This window comes from Micromonospora sp. NPDC005686, assembly GCF_042871665.1.
Lineage (GTDB): Bacteria > Actinomycetota > Actinomycetes > Mycobacteriales > Micromonosporaceae > Micromonospora.
In genome coordinates, this window is sequence record NZ_JBIAIY010000001.1 from 635,672 (window position 1) to 650,138 (window position 14,467).

The window sequence follows — 14,467 nt, forward strand, 5'->3', positions numbered from 1 at the left end:
GATGCCGGAGCCGGCCCGGTGCCCAGTCTCCCGACCAGCCGAATCTATCGGGCCGAAGCCGACTTTTCGGGCGCTTCCCGTGCTCAGGGTAGCGGGAACGGCAGCTTGATCCCGTCCAGCGCGCTCCCGCACCGGCAGTCCCGCTCGGCGGGCAGTGCCGCGACGGCGTCCAGCAGCAGCCCACGCAGCCGGTCCGTGTTCTCCGCGAAGACCCGGAACACCTCCTCGTGGGTGACCGACTCGCCCGCCTCGACGCCCGCGTCCAGGTCCGTGACCAGCGCGATCGACGTGTAGCAGAGCGCCAGCTCGCGGGCCAGGACCGCCTCCGGGTGGCCGGTCATGTTGACGATCGTGCCGCCCATCGAGGCGAACCAGCGCGACTCCGCCCGGGTCGAGAAGCGCGGACCCTCGACCACGACCACCGTTCCGCCGTCCACCGCCGGCACGCCGCGCCCGGCCGCCGTGTCCAGCAGCGTGCGCCGCCCGGCCGGGCAGTACGGGTCGGCGAACGACACGTGCACCGCGCCCCGGTCGTAGTAGGTCTGCACGCGCCCGCTGGTGCGGTCGATCAACTGGTCCGGCACCACGAACGTCCCCGGACCCAGCTCCGGCCGCAGCCCGCCGACCGCGCAGGGCGCCAGCACCTGGCGTACGCCGAGCGACCGCAGCGCCCACAGGTTCGCCCGGTACGGGATCAGGTGCGGCGGGTACCTGTGATCGCGCCCGTGGCGGGGCAGGAACGCCACCCGCCGGCCGCCCACCTCGGCGACCGTGATCGGGCCCGACGGTGCGCCGTACGGGGTGTCCACCACGTGCTCCGCGCCGTCGAGCAGGGCGTAGAGACCCGACCCGCCGATCACCGCCAGTTCGGCCTGCGCCGCCATCCGGCCCTCCCTCGATCCGTCGCGATCACCCGCCGTCAGACCTTAACCAGCGGGCCGGACGCAGGCTATGGTGCGTGACATGGCGTTGACAGGGTGGACGGTCGACGGCCGCGGGCCCGTACGGGCGCACGGCTGACGGGTGTCGGACATGCAGGGTGAGGGGCAGGCGATCGGTGGCCGGGCCATGGAGACGATGACCGGACGACTGCTGGTCGCGGCACCAGGGCTCAAGGATCCGAACTTCGACCGTACGGTCGTGCTGCTCGTCGCCCACGAACCCGGCGGCGCCCTCGGGGTGGTGCTGAACCGGGCCACCGAGGTCTCGGTGGCCGACGTGCTCGGCGACTGGAGCGACCTGGCCGGCGACCCGGCCGTGCTGTTCGAGGGCGGCCCGGTGCAGCCCGACTCGGCCATCTGCCTGGCCCGGATGCGGCACCCGGTCCGGCCGGTCAAGGGCTTCCACCGCGTCTCCGGCGCGGTCGGCACGATCGACCTCTCGGCCGACCCGGAGAAGCTGCGCGAGGCCATCGGCGGGATCCGGGTGTTCGCCGGCTACTCCGGCTGGGGTGCCGGTCAGGTGGAGCGCGAGATCGAGGAGGGCTCCTGGTTCGTGCTCGACGCGCTGCCCGGCGACGCCTTCGTCGACCGGCCGGATGATCTCTGGCCGATGGTGCTGCGCCGGCAGGGCGGCATGATGGCGGCGGTGGCCCACTTCCCGCCGGACGTGGCGCTGAACTGACCCGGGTGCGGGGGACCCCGCGAGATGACCATGCCGGACGGCGTGTGTATAGTTCTCTCCGTGCCCGGGCGACCGGGACGACCGCAAGGGGCCGTGGCGCAGCTGGTAGCGCACCACACTGGCAGTGTGGGGGTCAGGGGTTCGAGTCCCCTCGGCTCCACCTTGTGTTTGTGCAGGTCAGGCGACATCTCTCATCGAGAGATGTCGCTTTTTTTGGATCTCTTGGTCAAAGATTTACTCACAGTTGCGCCCCACGCTCTCACCCGGACAGCAAGATCGACAACCGCGTCCGGGCCGCGTCCTACCTGGTGTTTTATGTGGCCGTGGCCCAAAGGCTTGCAAGAGCGAAAATGTGGGGCGTGATCACGCCGCGAAGGTGCCTATTGAGCTGATATACGTGGAATGTTGTTTCTGCGCCTAATTCTTCCACCGGAAAAGGGTATTTCAACCTGATTTTGCGCGCTGCCGGAGAAGTTGGCTCAGCGCTCAGGTTTGGCTCTGGCTGCGGCCCGCACAGTCTCTGCGTGCGTCTGCAGCAGGACGAGCAGCACACCGGCATCTGGCTCTCCCCGCAACGCCGCAGCTACGCCATGACGGACGGCAGCGGCCTTGGCGTAGCCACAACGGTAGCGCCGGATCTGAGTCTTTCTCTCGCTCACCCTTGGTGAGATCGACAACTGCATCTGTCCGATTCTGGGCACGTCATCCTCACCAGTTGTGTTCGGGCCTTGACGCGGAGGGGTGGTGATCTTAGCGTCCTCGATCACTTGGCTCGTGGATTCGGGGGCGTGGTGGGTGGGTTGGTTTCGTCGCGGTTGATCGCGCGGCTGGGTTGGCTGGTATGGCGTGGAGCGTTGCCGACCGCGGTGGCGGTGGGCTTGTCGTTGTTGCCGGTTGTGCCAGCGCAGGCGAAGCCAACGCCGAAGCCTGCGGCGGATGGGGTGGCGCGGGATCGTTCGGTGCCGGTGTCGGCGGTGAAGTCGAAGAAGGCTGCGCTGCCCGCGATGGAGAAGTCCAAGCCGGCGCAGGTGTCGTGGCCGTCTGCAGGGGCAGCGCTGGTGAATCTACCGCTGTCGGCTGATGGGTCGCGGCGGCTTCCTGCCCGCGCGAAGGTCGGCGGGCTGCCGGTTGCCATCGCTCCCGCTGCGGCGTCGGCGAAGGCGGCTGGTGGTGCGGCTGTCCCGCCTCGGGTGGCGGTGCGGGTGTTGGATCGGGCTGCGGCGCGGTGGGCTGGTTTTCCGCTGGCGGTGAAGGTGGCGCGGGCGGATGGCCGAAGTGAGGCGGGTCGGGTTGGACTTGAGCTCGACTACTCGGCGTTTCGGCATGCTTACGGCGCGGACTGGGATTCCCGCCTCCAGTTGGTTTCTCTGCCTGCGTGCGCGTTGACGTCGCCTGAGGTGGAGGCGTGTCGCCAGGCGCAGCCGCTGTCCACGGTCAACGACTACCGGGCGGGGGTGGTGCGTGCCGAGGTGGAGGTGACGCCGGACCTGCCGGCTTTGTCGGAGAAGGAAGCTGCCGCGGCCGGCTTGGACCGCCCGGCTGCTGTCGGTGCTACGGAGCAGACGGTTGTGGCGTTGAGTTCGGCGGGATCGTCGTCGGACACCGGGAGGGTGCTGCGTTATCGCCCAGTGTGTCACCCGACGGTAAAGAGGTGGCCTTTGTCGGCGGCGGTCGGCGGCTGATTGTTCAGAAGCTTCCCTGAGCTAGTCCTCCCGGCTCAGGGTGATCGCGTGGCGGGTGAGATCACCGGGGTGATCGTGGAGTTCTCCGCGCTCCACGACACCCCGAGATCCCGCCCGCCGATGTCCTGATGCCCCGATCCCCGGGGCTGGGCCTGGAAGGGTGGCTCCGCCGCGTCACGCTCGCCGGCCGCCAGACGCGCCATTGCCTGCGGTTGCCGAGACCAGGGCTTCGGGTTGCTGCACTCCTGTGGGCGGTCCGGGACAACTGCCTGCCGCTGATCGAAGACCGGCAGCCATAGCGACGGGCCCGGTCGGCTGGGGCTCGCCTGCCGAAGCCGCGGCGAGCCCGGCCAACCCGGCCGATGGAACGCCCTCAACCGGCTGGAAACCACTCAACCGACCACCCGGCCCGCGAGCACCAGCGCCCAGCACAACGCGCCGAAACCGGCCGTGCTCGCCAGCGTCCGGACCACGTTCCAGGTGACCCAGGCGGACTCGAAGCGCTCGCGTGCCGCAGCCACATCGGCCGCTTCGGCCGCCGCGAGCGCGTCGTTCAACGGCACGTTAACCGCCACGGTGACGACGAACATCACCAGGTACAGGGCGAGCCCGGCGACGATCCACGGCAGTGCCGGCCGGGCCGCACCCCGCCACGCCAGCACCGCCGAGAGCGCGGCCAGCACCGGCGTACCCAGGAAGGCCAACAGGAACCAGCCGTTGAAGATGGTGACGTTGACGCGCTGCATGGCGTCCACGAACGTGCGGTCGTCCGCGCCGCGCAGCGCCGGCATCACGGCGTACGCGAACGCGGCGAACAGGCCCGCCATCAGCCCGGCCCCGACTGTGGCGCCGACCAGCGTCAGTTGTTGTACGAGTCGCATGTCCTCATCGAACCGCCGCGCGGTGAGACGGCACATGGTCAGGACGCGCGGTCCTGTGTTCAATCGTCTTCGTGGACGCCGTTTCCGGTCTGCTCGACGGTCCCCGGGCGCGGGGCGCCTTCCTGCTGCGCTCGATCCTCACCCCGCCCTGGTCGATGCTGATCCGGGACGAGGCGCCGTTGACGCTTGTCGCCGTGGTGCGGGGTGACGCGTGGATCGTGCCGGAGGAGGGCGACGCCGCTCGGCTGACCGGCGGTGATGTGGCGATCGTGCGCGGCCCTGCTCCGTACACGGTGGCTGACGATCCGGCCACGGCGCCGCAGGTGGTCGTGCATCCGGGCCAGCGCTGCACCACGCCGGACGGGCGCGAGCTGTTCGCGATGACGCGGTGGGGCGTACGCACCTGGGGCAACGGGCCGGACGGCCGGACCGTGCTGCTCACCGGCACGTACCCGGTGCGGGGCACTGTCGGGAGGCGGCTGCTGGACGCGCTGCCGCCGCTCGCGGTGGTCCGGCGCGAGTCGTGGGACACGCCGCTGGTGCCGCTGCTGGCCGCCGAGATCGTCAAGGACGACCCCGGCCAGGAGGCGGTGCTCGACCGCCTGCTCGACCTGCTGCTCATCGCCGCGCTGCGGGAGTGGTTCGCCCGGCCGGGCGCCGCCGCGCCCGCCTGGTACCTGGCGTACGCCGATCCGGTGGTCGGCCGCGCGCTGCGGATGCTGCACCACGAGCCGGGCCGGCCGTGGACGGTGGCGTCGCTCGCCGCCGAGGTGGGGCTGTCGCGGGCGGCGTTGGCCCGGCGCTTCACCGCGCTGGTCGGCGAGCCGCCCATGTCGTATCTGACGGGTTGGCGGCTGGCGCTCGCGGCCGACCTGCTCCGCGAGCCCGGCGCCACAGTGGGAGCGGTGGCCCGCCGGGTCGGCTACGGCAGCTCGTTCGCCCTGAGTACGGCGTTCAAGCGCCGGTACGGCGTGAGCCCGCGCGGGCACGTCGACGCGGCTAGATTGGCCGGATGACTGTCGACCTGTTCGCCGGCGTCCCGATCAGTGATCTCGCCGTGTCGACGGCCTGGTACGAGCGACTGCTCGGCGCCCCGCCGCAGTTCCTGCCCAACGACCACGAGGCGGTGTGGGAGCTGGCGGAGCACCGCTGCCTCTACATTGAGGTGCGGCCCGGCCACGCCGGTCACGCCATGCAGACAATCTTCGTCGAAGACTTCGACTCCCGTGTCGCGGCGATCGCCGCCCGCGGGCTGGAGCCGGCCACGCGGGAGACCTACGACAACGGCGTCCGCAAGGTGATCTTCCACGACCCGGACGGCAACGAGATCGGCTTCGGCGGCGGCCCGGCCTGACCGGGCCGCGGTGATCCGCGGCCCGGCCGGCGAGGTCAGCGGGGGCGCCGCGTCTTCGGCAGGTCGAACTGGTCGGCCCGGCGGCAGTCCTTCTGGCCGCCGATCGCCTGCGGGCCGACCTCCTCAAGCGCCTTCCGGGCGCGCTGGCGGCCCAGGTTCCAGGCGTACCAGGGGTCCGGCTCGGCGAGGTCGTCGGCGATCCAGCTCAGCGTGCACCGGCGTACCGGATCGGGGAGCTTGGCGAGCGCCGGCGTGGCGTCGGCGGACAGCGCCCGCAGGTACCACGCGTCGATCTTGCCGGTCTGCTCGTAGCGCAGCGTGTTGCGGCGGGCGACGTAGTCCTCGGGGTTGAGCACGGCCAGGCCGAGCAGCATCGCCACCGCCAGCGCGAGCGTGGTGCCGGGAATCCACCGGCCCCGCCACTTCACGCCCGCCGCGAGGATCATCAGGAAGACCGTGCCGAGCAGCATCTCGAAGGCCATCACGAAGATCCGCTCGCCGGTGAAGCTGTAGACCTTCTGGTACGTCCACATGCGGGACAGCGCCGATGCCACGATCACCACGCTCAGCGCGCTGATCAGCCCCAGCAGGACGCGCAGCAGGAGCCGCTCGACCGGCTGCTCCCGGCGTGCCCAGCGGCTCACCCCGCCCAGTACCACCACGGTCAGCAGCGTGACGAACAGCAGCTGCCAGAAGCCGCTGCGCGCGTACTCGGCGTAGCTGAGACCGGCGACCCGCTGCACGTGCCGCTGCCCACCGAAGAGCGTGGTGAACTGCACCACCACGAACCCGGCGAACAGCAGCGTGAGCGCGCCGATGGCCGGGGCCCACTCCAGCAGGCCGAGACGGCGCTCACCGGCACGGTCCATGGTGGACAGGTCGGGCGGTGCGGCGAGCGTGTAGAGCGCGGCGACAGCGATCAGGCCGCCCACCACGGCCAGGAACAGCCAGCCGAACACCGTACCGATGTTGATCTCGGGAACGAGCGAGCCGAGCGCCTCGGAGAACGCCGCGTCGGCCGACGCGAGCAGGCTGCCGAACACCAGGAGCACCACGACCGTGGCGACGACCGAGACGGTCACCTTGCGCACCGTCGCCTCCTGCGGCGAGGCGGTGACGTGCCGGCGTACCCAGGGCAGGCCCCGCAACGCCGCGAACGGCGTGGCCACCAGGCCGAACAGGATCGAGCGCACCAGCCGGCCGCCGATGATCGCGAGCGTGGCGCAGCCGAGCGCGCCGAGCACACAGAACGTCACCTGCCACCAGGCGTTGCGAAACGCCGGTACGGCGATCAGGGCCAGGGCGGCCACCGCCCACCCGGCCCGGATGAGCTTGTCGGCGCGCGGCAGATCAGTGGTCCTGGACCGGACCGCCAGCCCCACCGCGAGTGTGAGCGTGAGCCACCCCAGGAACCAGCCGACGCCGACGCGGCCCAGCGGCACGAAGACCGCGCTGCCGATCGCGGCGGCCAGCACCGCGAGCGGCACGGCCCGCCCGGTCGCCGCCTTCGGGCCGGGCCACCACGCGCCGAGGAACGAGGTCCGCGGCGCCGGCGGGCGCGGTGCCCAGACCGGCGCCTGCGGGTGCCCGACCCACCCCGGGTGCGGCGGCGCGGGCATCGGCCCACCGCCGGGCGGAGGCGGCGTCCCCGGAGCGCGTTGCGCACCCGGCGCGGCCCACGGCCCGGAGGCGGGTTGTGCGCCCGGGGAGGCGACAGGCGTCCGCGGACCGTCGGCAGAGGTCTGCGGAGCGCCGTCGCCGGGGCGCGGGCCGGTCCCGGCCTGAGCGGAGGCGGCAGTGGCCGCACCCGCCGCCTCCGCGGTGGCTGAAGCCGACGAGCCGGCGCCCGCCGGAGAAGGCTCGCCGTCGCCAATGGCCGACGGCGTTTCGGCCGCCGCCGTCGGACCGCCCTCGGCCGTGGCCAGCGCCGCAGCGGTCGCGCCGGTCGGGGAACGCTCGGCGGCGGGCGCGCTCGCCTGGACGGGTACGGCCGGCGTCGGCTGGCCGGGTGCCGGGACCAGCGGGACGAACAAGGCGTACCCCTGGGTGCCGGGCGGCACGCTGACCGGAATGGCCCAGCCGGGCTGCCCCTCGGCGCCCGGCCAGGGCACCGGCGGGGGAGCGCCCTCCACGGTGGGCAGGACCAGCAGGTACGGCTGCGCGAGGGCGGGGACGTCGCCCGTCGCGGGACCGTCCGCCAGGGTGGCGCGGGTCGGCTCGGGGGACGGTTCCGGCTCGGGCAAGGGAGACTCCTCGATCACAGGGTTTCGTCACTGTAGGGCCCACCACACGCGCCCCGCCGCCCCGGTTGTCCGTTCGGTCACGTCGCCCCGGCCGATCGGCGCGGATCGAACCTTTGGCGGCTCGCGGCCGTACCAGTGCGCGGGAGGTCGATCACATGGCCGCACGTCGCGCGCTCGCCGCGCTCGCCGCCGTCGCCGCGACGGTGCCGCTGACCGCCGCGCCGGCCGCGGCACACGGTGCGCCGACCAGCCCACTGAGCCGGGCCGCCGCGTGCGGGCCGGAGGGTGGCCGGGGGCGGACGCCCGCCTGCCGGGCCGCGACAGCCGCCGGAGCGGCGGTACGCGAGTGGGACAACATCCGGGTGGCCCGGATCGATGGGCGGGACCGGGAACGCATCCCGGACGGGGAGCTGTGCAGCGGCGGGCTGTCCGCGTACCGGGGACTGGACCTGCCGCGCGCCGACTGGCCGGCCACCACGTTGACCGCCGGGGCGTCGCACACGTTCCGCTACCGCACCACCATCCCGCACCGGGGCACGTTCCGGTACTACGTCACCACCGGCTCGTACTCGCCCCGGGGCGTGCTGACCTGGGCGGACCTGGAGGAGAAGCCGTTCCTTCGGGTAACCGATCCGCCGATCCGGGCGGGCGCGTACGAGATGCGGGGACGGCTCCCGGCCGGGCGCACCGGCCGGCACATCGTCTACGTCATCTGGCAGAACTCGGACACCCAGGACACGTACTACTCCTGCTCGGACGTGATCTTCCGGCCGGCACGCGGTGAGCCGGACGCGGCACCGGCAGCGCCGAAGGCGAGCGCCTCGCCTCCGCGTACCCTCGCCGGAGCGGCGACCGGCGACGAGTCGGCGGTGCCGGTCGCGGCGGTGACCGACGACGGGCCGCTGTCCCGGCCGTTGCTCGTCGGCGCGGCGGCGCTCGTCGTCGCGCTGCTCGCGGCGGCAGTGGTCGGGATGCGGCTGAGCCGGGCCGGCGGGCCGCCGCCCGGGCAGCCGTGTGGGGTCCGCAACCACCGCGTCGGGCGGCGCCGGATCTGGTGACTCAGCCGAGCACCTTCCTGATCTCGGCCAGGTCGTCACCGTCCAGGGCGAGGTCGTCCAGCGCCGCCACGTTGCCCTCCAGTTGCGTCACGCTGCTCGCGCCGATGATGAGGCTGGTCATGCGCGGGTCGCGCAGTGCCCAGGCCAGGGCGAGCTGAGCCAGGGTCTGCCCGCGCCGCTCGGCCACCGCGGCGAGACCCCGGACCGTCCCCATCGTCTGGTCGTCGAGGTCGCTCTCGTCCAGGAAGACGCTCGTGCGCACCCGGGAGTCGGCCGGGATGCCGTCCAGGTAACGGTCGGTGAGCAGGCCCTGGGCGAGCGGGCTGTACGCGATGCAGCCGGCCCCGACGCGCTCCAGCGTGTCCAGCAGCCCGTCGCGCTCGGTCCAGCGGTTCATCATCGAGTACGACGGCTGGTTGATCAGCAGCGGCGTGCCCAGGTCGCGGAGGATCTCGGCGGCCCGCTCGGTCTGCTCCGAGTCGTAGTTGGAGATGCCGACGTAGAGCGCCTTGCCGGAGCGGACGATCGCGTCGAGCGCGCCCATCGTCTCCTCCAGCGGCGTGTCCGGATCGAACCGGTGCGAGTAGAAGATGTCGACGCAGTCCAGTCCGAGGCGGCGCAGCGACTGGTCCAGCGACGAGATCAGGTACTTGCGCGAGCCCCACTCGCCGTACGGGCCGGGCCACATCAGGTAGCCCGCCTTACTGGAGATCACCAGCTCGTCCCGGTACGGCTTCAGGTCGGTGGCCAGGAGCCGGCCGAAGTTCTCCTCCGCCGCGCCGGGCGGCGGTCCGTAGTTGTTCGCCAGGTCGAAGTGGGTGATGCCGAGGTCGAAGGCGCGGCGGACGATGTCGCGCTGCCGCTCGAAGGGCCGGTCCGGTCCGAAGTTGTGCCACAGGCCGAGGGAGATGACGGGCAGCTTCAGCCCGCTCCGGCCGCTGCGCCGGTAGATCATCTTGTGGTAACGGTCGTCGCTGGCGAGGTAGGTCACGAGGTCATTCTGTCGCCGCGGGAGTGTGGCCGCAGCGGCGCGGGTACCTTCGGCCTCATGCGTTACGTGCGGCTCGACACCCCCAAGCCCATCTCCAAGATCGGCCTCGGCACCTGGCAGTTCGGCTCCAAGGAGTGGGGCTACGGCCCCGAGTACGAACGCCGGGCCGCCGAGATCGTCCGGCGCGCGCTCGACCTGGGCGTGACCCTGTTCGACACCGCCGAGCTGTACGGCTTCGGCCGCAGCGAGCGCATCCTCGGCGCGGCGCTCGGCGACGACCGGGCAAAGGTGGTGGTCGCCAGCAAGATCTTCCCGCTGCTGCCGGTCGCCCCGGTGGTGCAGCAGCGCGCGGTCGCCTCCGCCGCCCGGCTCGGCGTCGACGGCATCGACCTCTACCAGGTGCATCAGGCCAACCCGGTGGTCGCCGACACCACCACCATGCGCGGCATGCGCTCGTTGCAGGACGTCGGGCTGGTCGGCGAGGTCGGCGTCAGCAACTACGGGCTGCGCCGCTGGCGGTTCGCCGAGGCCGCGCTGGGCCGCCGGGTGCTGAGCAACCAGGTCCGCTACAGCATGATCGACCGCGGCCCCGAGGAAGACCTCATCCCGTACGCGGAGCAGGCCGGCCGCATCGTCATCGCGTACTCCCCGCTGGCACAGGGCTTCCTGTCCGGCCGCTACGACGCCGCGAACCCGCCGGCCGGGGCGGTACGCCGGGCCAACCCGTACTTCCTGCCGGAGAACCTGGAACGCGGCACCGCGCTGATCGCCACGCTGCGCGAGGTCGCCGACGCGCACGACGCCACGCCGAGCCAGATCGCGCTCGCGTACGTGCTGCGGCACCCGAACGTGGTGGCCATCCCGGGCGCCTCCGGGGTCGAGCAGATGGAACGCAACGCGGCCGCCGCCGAGATCGACCTCGCCGACGACGAGTACGCCGCCCTGGTCGCCGCCGCGCACGCGTTCCGCCCGGTGACCGGGCTGGCCGCGATGCCCCGGATGATCCGCGCCCGCCTCGGGAAGTGAGCCGCGCCCCGGGTGCGTTCGTGGTCGTGGATACGACGACAGGCGCACCCGGAGCCGGACCGCGCTAGCGTGGATCGGGTGACCGCTCCCAATCAGGTTTCCCCGGTCCGGCCCGCCGACCTGCCGAGCACGCTCGGCGAGCTGCGCGCGACCGGCCACCAGTACCGCACGGTCAAACAGGAACTCCGAGACAACCTCCTCGCCCGGATGAGCTCCGGCGAGGATCGCTTCCCCGGCATCGTGGGCTACGAGGACACGGTGCTGCCCGAGGTCGAGCGCGCGCTGCTCGCCGGGCACGACATGGTGCTGCTCGGCGAACGCGGACAGGGCAAGACCCGGCTGATCCGCTCGCTCGGCGCGCTGCTGGACGAGTGGACCCCGGTGATCCCCGGCTCGGTGCTCAACGAGCACCCGATGCACCCGCTCACCCCCGCCTCCCGGGCGCTCGTCAACTCGGCCGGCGACGACCTGGCGATCGGCTGGCTGCACCGCTCGATGCGGTACGGCGAGAAGCTCGCCACGCCGGACACCAGCGTCGGTGACCTGATCGGCGACGTCGACCCGATCCGCCTCGCCCAAGGGCGCACACTCGGCGACCCGGAGACCATCCACTTCGGGCTCGTGCCGCGTACCAACCGGGGCGTCTTCGCCGTCAACGAGCTGCCCGACCTGGCCGAACGCATCCAGGTGGCGCTGCTCAACGTGCTGGAGGAGCGCGACATCCAGGTGCGCGGCTACCAGCTGCGGCTGCCGCTGGACCTGCTGCTGGTGGCCAGCGCCAACCCGGAGGACTACACCAACCGGGGCCGGATCATCACCCCGCTCAAGGACCGGTTCGGGGCGGAGATCCGTACCCACTACCCGCTCGACCTCGACCTGGAGCTGGCGCTGATCCGGCAGGAGGCCGACCTGGTCGCCGTCGTGCCGGAGCACGTGCTGGAGGTGCTGGCCCGGTTCGCCCGCGACGTGCGGGAGTCCCCGTCGGTGGACCCGCGTTCCGGCGTGTCCGCCCGGTTCGCCATCGCCGCCGCGGAGACCGTGGCCGCCGCCGCGCTGCGCCGCTCCGGTCTGCTGGCCGGTGCCTCTGCCTCTGCCTCTGCTTCGGCCGGTGCGGGTGCTGCGGCTTCGGGCGGCGCCGGATCGGCGTCGCGTCCGGAGGCGCCGGTGGCCCGGATCGGGGACACCGTGTCGGTGACCTCCACGCTGCGCGGCAAGGTCGAGTTCGAGAGCGGCGAGGAGGGACGCGAGACCGAGGTGCTCGCGCACCTGCTGCGTACCGCCACCGCCGAGACGTTCCGCGCCCGCCTGGCCGGGCTCGACCTGTCCGGGTTCACCGCGATCGTCGCCGAGGGCGGCGCCGTCGAGACCGGCGAGCTGGTCTCCTCGGCCGAGCTGCTGCGCCAGGTCGGCACCGTACCGGGGCTCGCCAAGGTGCTCGACCGCCTCGGGCTCGGCGACGCGCCCAGCCCGGAGGAGGCCGCCGCCGGCATCGAGTTCGTGCTGGAAGGGCTGCACCTGACCCGCCGGCTCGGCAAGGACGTCACCGACTCCGGGCGCACCGTCTACGGGGACCGGGACTGACTGTGGCCGGCGGGAACCGCTTCCGGTACGGGCAGTGGCGCGGCGGACCCGACCCGCTCGCCCCGCCGTACGACGTGCGCTCCGCGGTGGACGCGGTCGGCTCGGACGTGCTGGCCGGCGGCAGCCTGCGCGAGTCGCTGCGCGAGCTGCTGCGGCGCGGCCCTCAGGGGCGCGGCGGGCTGGACGACCTGGCCGCCCGCGCCCGCCGCCTGCGCCGGGAGGCGCTGCGCCGAGGCGACCTGGACGGCGCCGTCACCCGGGCCCGGGCCCTGCTCGACCAGGCGCTCGCCGCCGAACGCGACGAGCTGCGCGGCCGCGACGGCGACGACGCCCGGTTCGCCGAGGCCATGCTCGACAACCTGCCCCGCTCCACCGCCCGCGCGGTGTCGGCACTCTCCGAGTACGACTGGGCGAGTGCCGAGGCGCGGCAGACGTACCAGCGGATCCTCGACGGGTTGCGCGACGACGTGCTGGAGCAGCGCTTCGCCGGGATGCGCGACGCCGCGCGGGCCGCCGCCGACCCGGCTGTCCAGCGGCAGCTCGCCGAGATGATGCGCGACCTCAACGACCTGCTCGCCCGGCACGCCCGCTCCGAGGACACCACCGACGCGTTCGCCGAGTTCATGCGCCGGCACGGCGAGTTCTTCCCGGAACGACCCGGGGACGTCGACGAGCTGATCGACGTGCTGGCCCGGCGGGCGGCGGCCGGTGAGCGGCTGATGCGGTCGCTGTCGGACCGGCAGCGCGAGGAACTCGCCGGGCTGATGCGCCAGTCGCTCGGTGACCGGCTGTCCGGCGAGCTGTCCCAACTCGACGCCCACCTCCGGTCGCTGCGGCCGGACCTGAACTGGCAGCGCGGTGAGCGGGTCCGCGGCGACCAGCCGCTCGGCTACGGCGAGGCCACCGGCGCGCTCGACGAGATCGCCGAACTCGACGAGCTGCTGGACTCCCTCGACCAGGACCAGGCCGGCGCCACGCTCGACGAGATCGACGTGGAGGCGGTCGCCCGCACGCTGGGCCGCGACGCCGCCGACGACGTACGCCGGTTGCGGGAACTGGAACGCGAACTGCGCCGTCAGGGCTGGGTCACCCGCGACGCGGACGGGCTGACACTCAGCCCCAAGGCGCTGCGCCGGCTCGCGAGCACCGCGTTGCGGCGCGTCTTCTCCGACCTGACCGCCGGCCCGCGCGGCCAGCACGACCTCCGCACCGCCGGTGCGGCAGGCGAGGTCAGCGGGTCCTCCCGCCCCTGGGAGTACGGGGACGAGCAACCGTTGGACGTGGTGCGCACGCTCACCCGCGCGGTACGACGGGCCGGCCCCGGAGTGCCGGTGCCGCTCGCGGTCGAGGACTTCGAGGTGGTGGAGACCGAACGGCGGGCGTCGGCGGCGGTGGTGCTCTGCGTCGACCTGTCGTACTCGATGATCTCGCAGGGCCGCTGGGGTCCGATGAAGCAGACCGCGCTGGCCCTGTCGCACCTGATGGCGACCCGGTTCCCGCAGGACGCGCTGCAGATCGTCGGCTTCGGCCGGGAGGCGATGCCGCTGACCCAGCAGGAGCTGGCGGCGGTGGAACCGGACATGCAGCAGGGCACCAACCTCCAGCACGCGCTGCGGATCGCCGGCCGGCACCTGCGCCGCCACCCGGGCGCCGAGCCGGTGGTGCTGGTGGTCACCGACGGCGAGCCCACAGCGCACCTGGACCCGGAGGACGGTGAGGCGTACTTCCACTGGCCGCCGCTGCCGGAGACCATCTCGGCGACGATCCGGGAGGTGGACCGGCTGACCCGGTACGGCGCGACGCTCAACCTGTTCATGCTGGGTGACGACCCGGGACTGCGCCGGTTCGTGGACGCGGTGGCGCGACGTTCGGGTGGCCGGATGTTCACCCCGGACCTGGACGACCTGGGCGAGTACGTCGTCTCCGACTACCTACGCGCCCGCCACGGCCGCCACTGACCCAGTAGCAGGCCGCCGACCTCACTGGAACACGTAACGAGCTGGTGCGCGATTGCCGGAGCGCACACGG

14 protein-coding genes and 1 tRNA gene are annotated in these 14,467 nt (G+C 72.7%); 10 read left to right on the top strand and 5 right to left on the bottom strand.

Annotation, left to right across the window (positions count from 1 at the left end):
- Positions 1 to 83: 83 nt before the first annotated feature.
- Positions 84 to 884 (bottom strand): S-methyl-5'-thioadenosine phosphorylase, encoded by an 801-nt coding sequence (locus ACFYON_RS02915; protein WP_357706600.1) that lies wholly within the window; start codon positions 882 to 884, stop codon positions 84 to 86.
- A gap of 148 nt (positions 885 to 1,032) precedes the next feature.
- Between ACFYON_RS02915 and ACFYON_RS02920 the strand changes: the two genes are divergently transcribed.
- From ACFYON_RS02920 to ACFYON_RS02930, 3 genes are all read left to right on the top strand, one after another.
- Positions 1,033 to 1,623, top strand: coding sequence for a YqgE/AlgH family protein (locus ACFYON_RS02920; protein ID WP_354865294.1), 591 nt, complete (start codon positions 1,033 to 1,035; stop codon positions 1,621 to 1,623).
- Positions 1,624 to 1,710: 87 nt separating this feature from the next.
- A tRNA-Ala gene (locus ACFYON_RS02925) sits at positions 1,711 to 1,783 on the top strand.
- A 364-nt stretch (positions 1,784 to 2,147) separates the two neighbouring features.
- Entirely contained in the window at positions 2,148 to 2,291 is a 144-nt protein-coding gene (locus ACFYON_RS02930; RefSeq protein ID WP_354865152.1) for a hypothetical protein, read from the top strand.
- Positions 2,292 to 2,386: 95 nt separating this feature from the next.
- Here the strand turns inward: ACFYON_RS02930 and ACFYON_RS02935 are convergent, their stop codons facing one another.
- Positions 2,387 to 2,641, bottom strand: a complete 255-nt coding sequence (locus ACFYON_RS02935) for a hypothetical protein (RefSeq protein WP_387320500.1) — start codon at positions 2,639 to 2,641, stop codon at positions 2,387 to 2,389.
- Between ACFYON_RS02935 and ACFYON_RS02940 the strand changes: the two genes are divergently transcribed.
- Positions 2,628 to 3,305 carry a hypothetical protein gene (locus ACFYON_RS02940; RefSeq protein ID WP_354865156.1) on the top strand — a complete coding sequence of 226 codons (678 nt, stop codon included), beginning with the start codon at positions 2,628 to 2,630 and terminating at the stop codon, positions 3,303 to 3,305. The genes ACFYON_RS02935 and ACFYON_RS02940 overlap by 14 nt on opposite strands.
- Positions 3,306 to 3,697: 392 nt before the next feature.
- Here the strand turns inward: ACFYON_RS02940 and ACFYON_RS02945 are convergent, their stop codons facing one another.
- Positions 3,698 to 4,186 carry an anthrone oxygenase family protein gene (locus tag ACFYON_RS02945; protein WP_354865158.1) on the bottom strand — a complete coding sequence of 163 codons (489 nt, stop codon included), beginning with the start codon at positions 4,184 to 4,186 and terminating at the stop codon, positions 3,698 to 3,700.
- Positions 4,187 to 4,257: 71 nt separating this feature from the next.
- On the opposite strand from ACFYON_RS02945, the gene ACFYON_RS02950 reads away from it, so the two are divergent.
- Both ACFYON_RS02950 and ACFYON_RS02955 read left to right on the top strand, forming a co-directional pair.
- Positions 4,258 to 5,202 carry an AraC family transcriptional regulator gene (locus ACFYON_RS02950; protein WP_387320502.1) on the top strand — a complete coding sequence of 315 codons (945 nt, stop codon included), beginning with the start codon at positions 4,258 to 4,260 and terminating at the stop codon, positions 5,200 to 5,202.
- Positions 5,199 to 5,540, top strand: coding sequence for a VOC family protein (locus ACFYON_RS02955; RefSeq protein WP_355096070.1), 342 nt, complete (start codon positions 5,199 to 5,201; stop codon positions 5,538 to 5,540). Before ACFYON_RS02950 ends, ACFYON_RS02955 begins: the two co-directional genes overlap by 4 nt.
- A gap of 35 nt (positions 5,541 to 5,575) precedes the next feature.
- On the opposite strand, the gene ACFYON_RS02960 is transcribed toward ACFYON_RS02955, so the two are convergent.
- On the bottom strand, positions 5,576 to 7,783 hold the full coding sequence (locus ACFYON_RS02960) for a DUF4153 domain-containing protein (RefSeq protein WP_387320504.1): 2,208 nt from the start codon (positions 7,781 to 7,783) through the stop codon (positions 5,576 to 5,578).
- 155 nt (positions 7,784 to 7,938) lie between these two features.
- On the opposite strand from ACFYON_RS02960, the gene ACFYON_RS02965 reads away from it, so the two are divergent.
- A complete protein-coding gene (locus ACFYON_RS02965) occupies positions 7,939 to 8,841 on the top strand; it encodes a lytic polysaccharide monooxygenase (RefSeq protein ID WP_354865166.1) in 903 nt (300 codons plus the stop codon).
- A 1-nt stretch (position 8,842) separates the two neighbouring features.
- Here the strand turns inward: ACFYON_RS02965 and mgrA are convergent, their stop codons facing one another.
- On the bottom strand, positions 8,843 to 9,832 hold the full coding sequence (gene mgrA / locus ACFYON_RS02970; protein ID WP_387320507.1) for an L-glyceraldehyde 3-phosphate reductase: 990 nt from the start codon (positions 9,830 to 9,832) through the stop codon (positions 8,843 to 8,845).
- Between the two features lie 57 nt (positions 9,833 to 9,889).
- Between mgrA and ACFYON_RS02975 the strand changes: the two genes are divergently transcribed.
- The 3 genes from ACFYON_RS02975 to ACFYON_RS02985 all read left to right on the top strand — a co-directional run bounded on the left by ACFYON_RS02975 (position 9,890) and on the right by ACFYON_RS02985 (position 14,397).
- Positions 9,890 to 10,858: an aldo/keto reductase gene (locus ACFYON_RS02975; RefSeq protein ID WP_354865170.1), complete on the top strand. Its 969-nt coding sequence runs from the start codon at positions 9,890 to 9,892 to the stop codon at positions 10,856 to 10,858.
- 69 nt (positions 10,859 to 10,927) lie between these two features.
- Positions 10,928 to 12,439 carry a magnesium chelatase gene (locus ACFYON_RS02980; RefSeq protein ID WP_354865172.1) on the top strand — a complete coding sequence of 504 codons (1,512 nt, stop codon included), beginning with the start codon at positions 10,928 to 10,930 and terminating at the stop codon, positions 12,437 to 12,439.
- 2 nt (positions 12,440 to 12,441) lie between these two features.
- Positions 12,442 to 14,397, top strand: a complete 1,956-nt coding sequence (locus ACFYON_RS02985; RefSeq protein ID WP_387320509.1) for a VWA domain-containing protein — start codon at positions 12,442 to 12,444, stop codon at positions 14,395 to 14,397.
- Positions 14,398 to 14,467: the final 70 nt, after the last annotated feature.

Excerpts from the sequence above, each read along its gene's own strand:
- ACFYON_RS02915 (WP_357706600.1), bottom strand. The coding sequence starts at position 884 with ATGGCGGCGCAGGCCGAACTGGCGGTGATCGGCGGGTCGGGTCTCTAC.
- ACFYON_RS02920 (WP_354865294.1), top strand. The coding sequence starts at position 1,033 with ATGCAGGGTGAGGGGCAGGCGATCGGTGGCCGGGCCATGGAGACGATG.
- ACFYON_RS02940 (WP_354865156.1), top strand. The coding sequence starts at position 2,628 with ATGGAGAAGTCCAAGCCGGCGCAGGTGTCGTGGCCGTCTGCAGGGGCA.
- ACFYON_RS02945 (WP_354865158.1), bottom strand. The coding sequence starts at position 4,186 with ATGCGACTCGTACAACAACTGACGCTGGTCGGCGCCACAGTCGGGGCC.
- ACFYON_RS02955 (WP_355096070.1), top strand. The coding sequence starts at position 5,199 with ATGACTGTCGACCTGTTCGCCGGCGTCCCGATCAGTGATCTCGCCGTG.
- ACFYON_RS02965 (WP_354865166.1), top strand. The coding sequence starts at position 7,939 with ATGGCCGCACGTCGCGCGCTCGCCGCGCTCGCCGCCGTCGCCGCGACG.
- ACFYON_RS02975 (WP_354865170.1), top strand. The coding sequence starts at position 9,890 with ATGCGTTACGTGCGGCTCGACACCCCCAAGCCCATCTCCAAGATCGGC.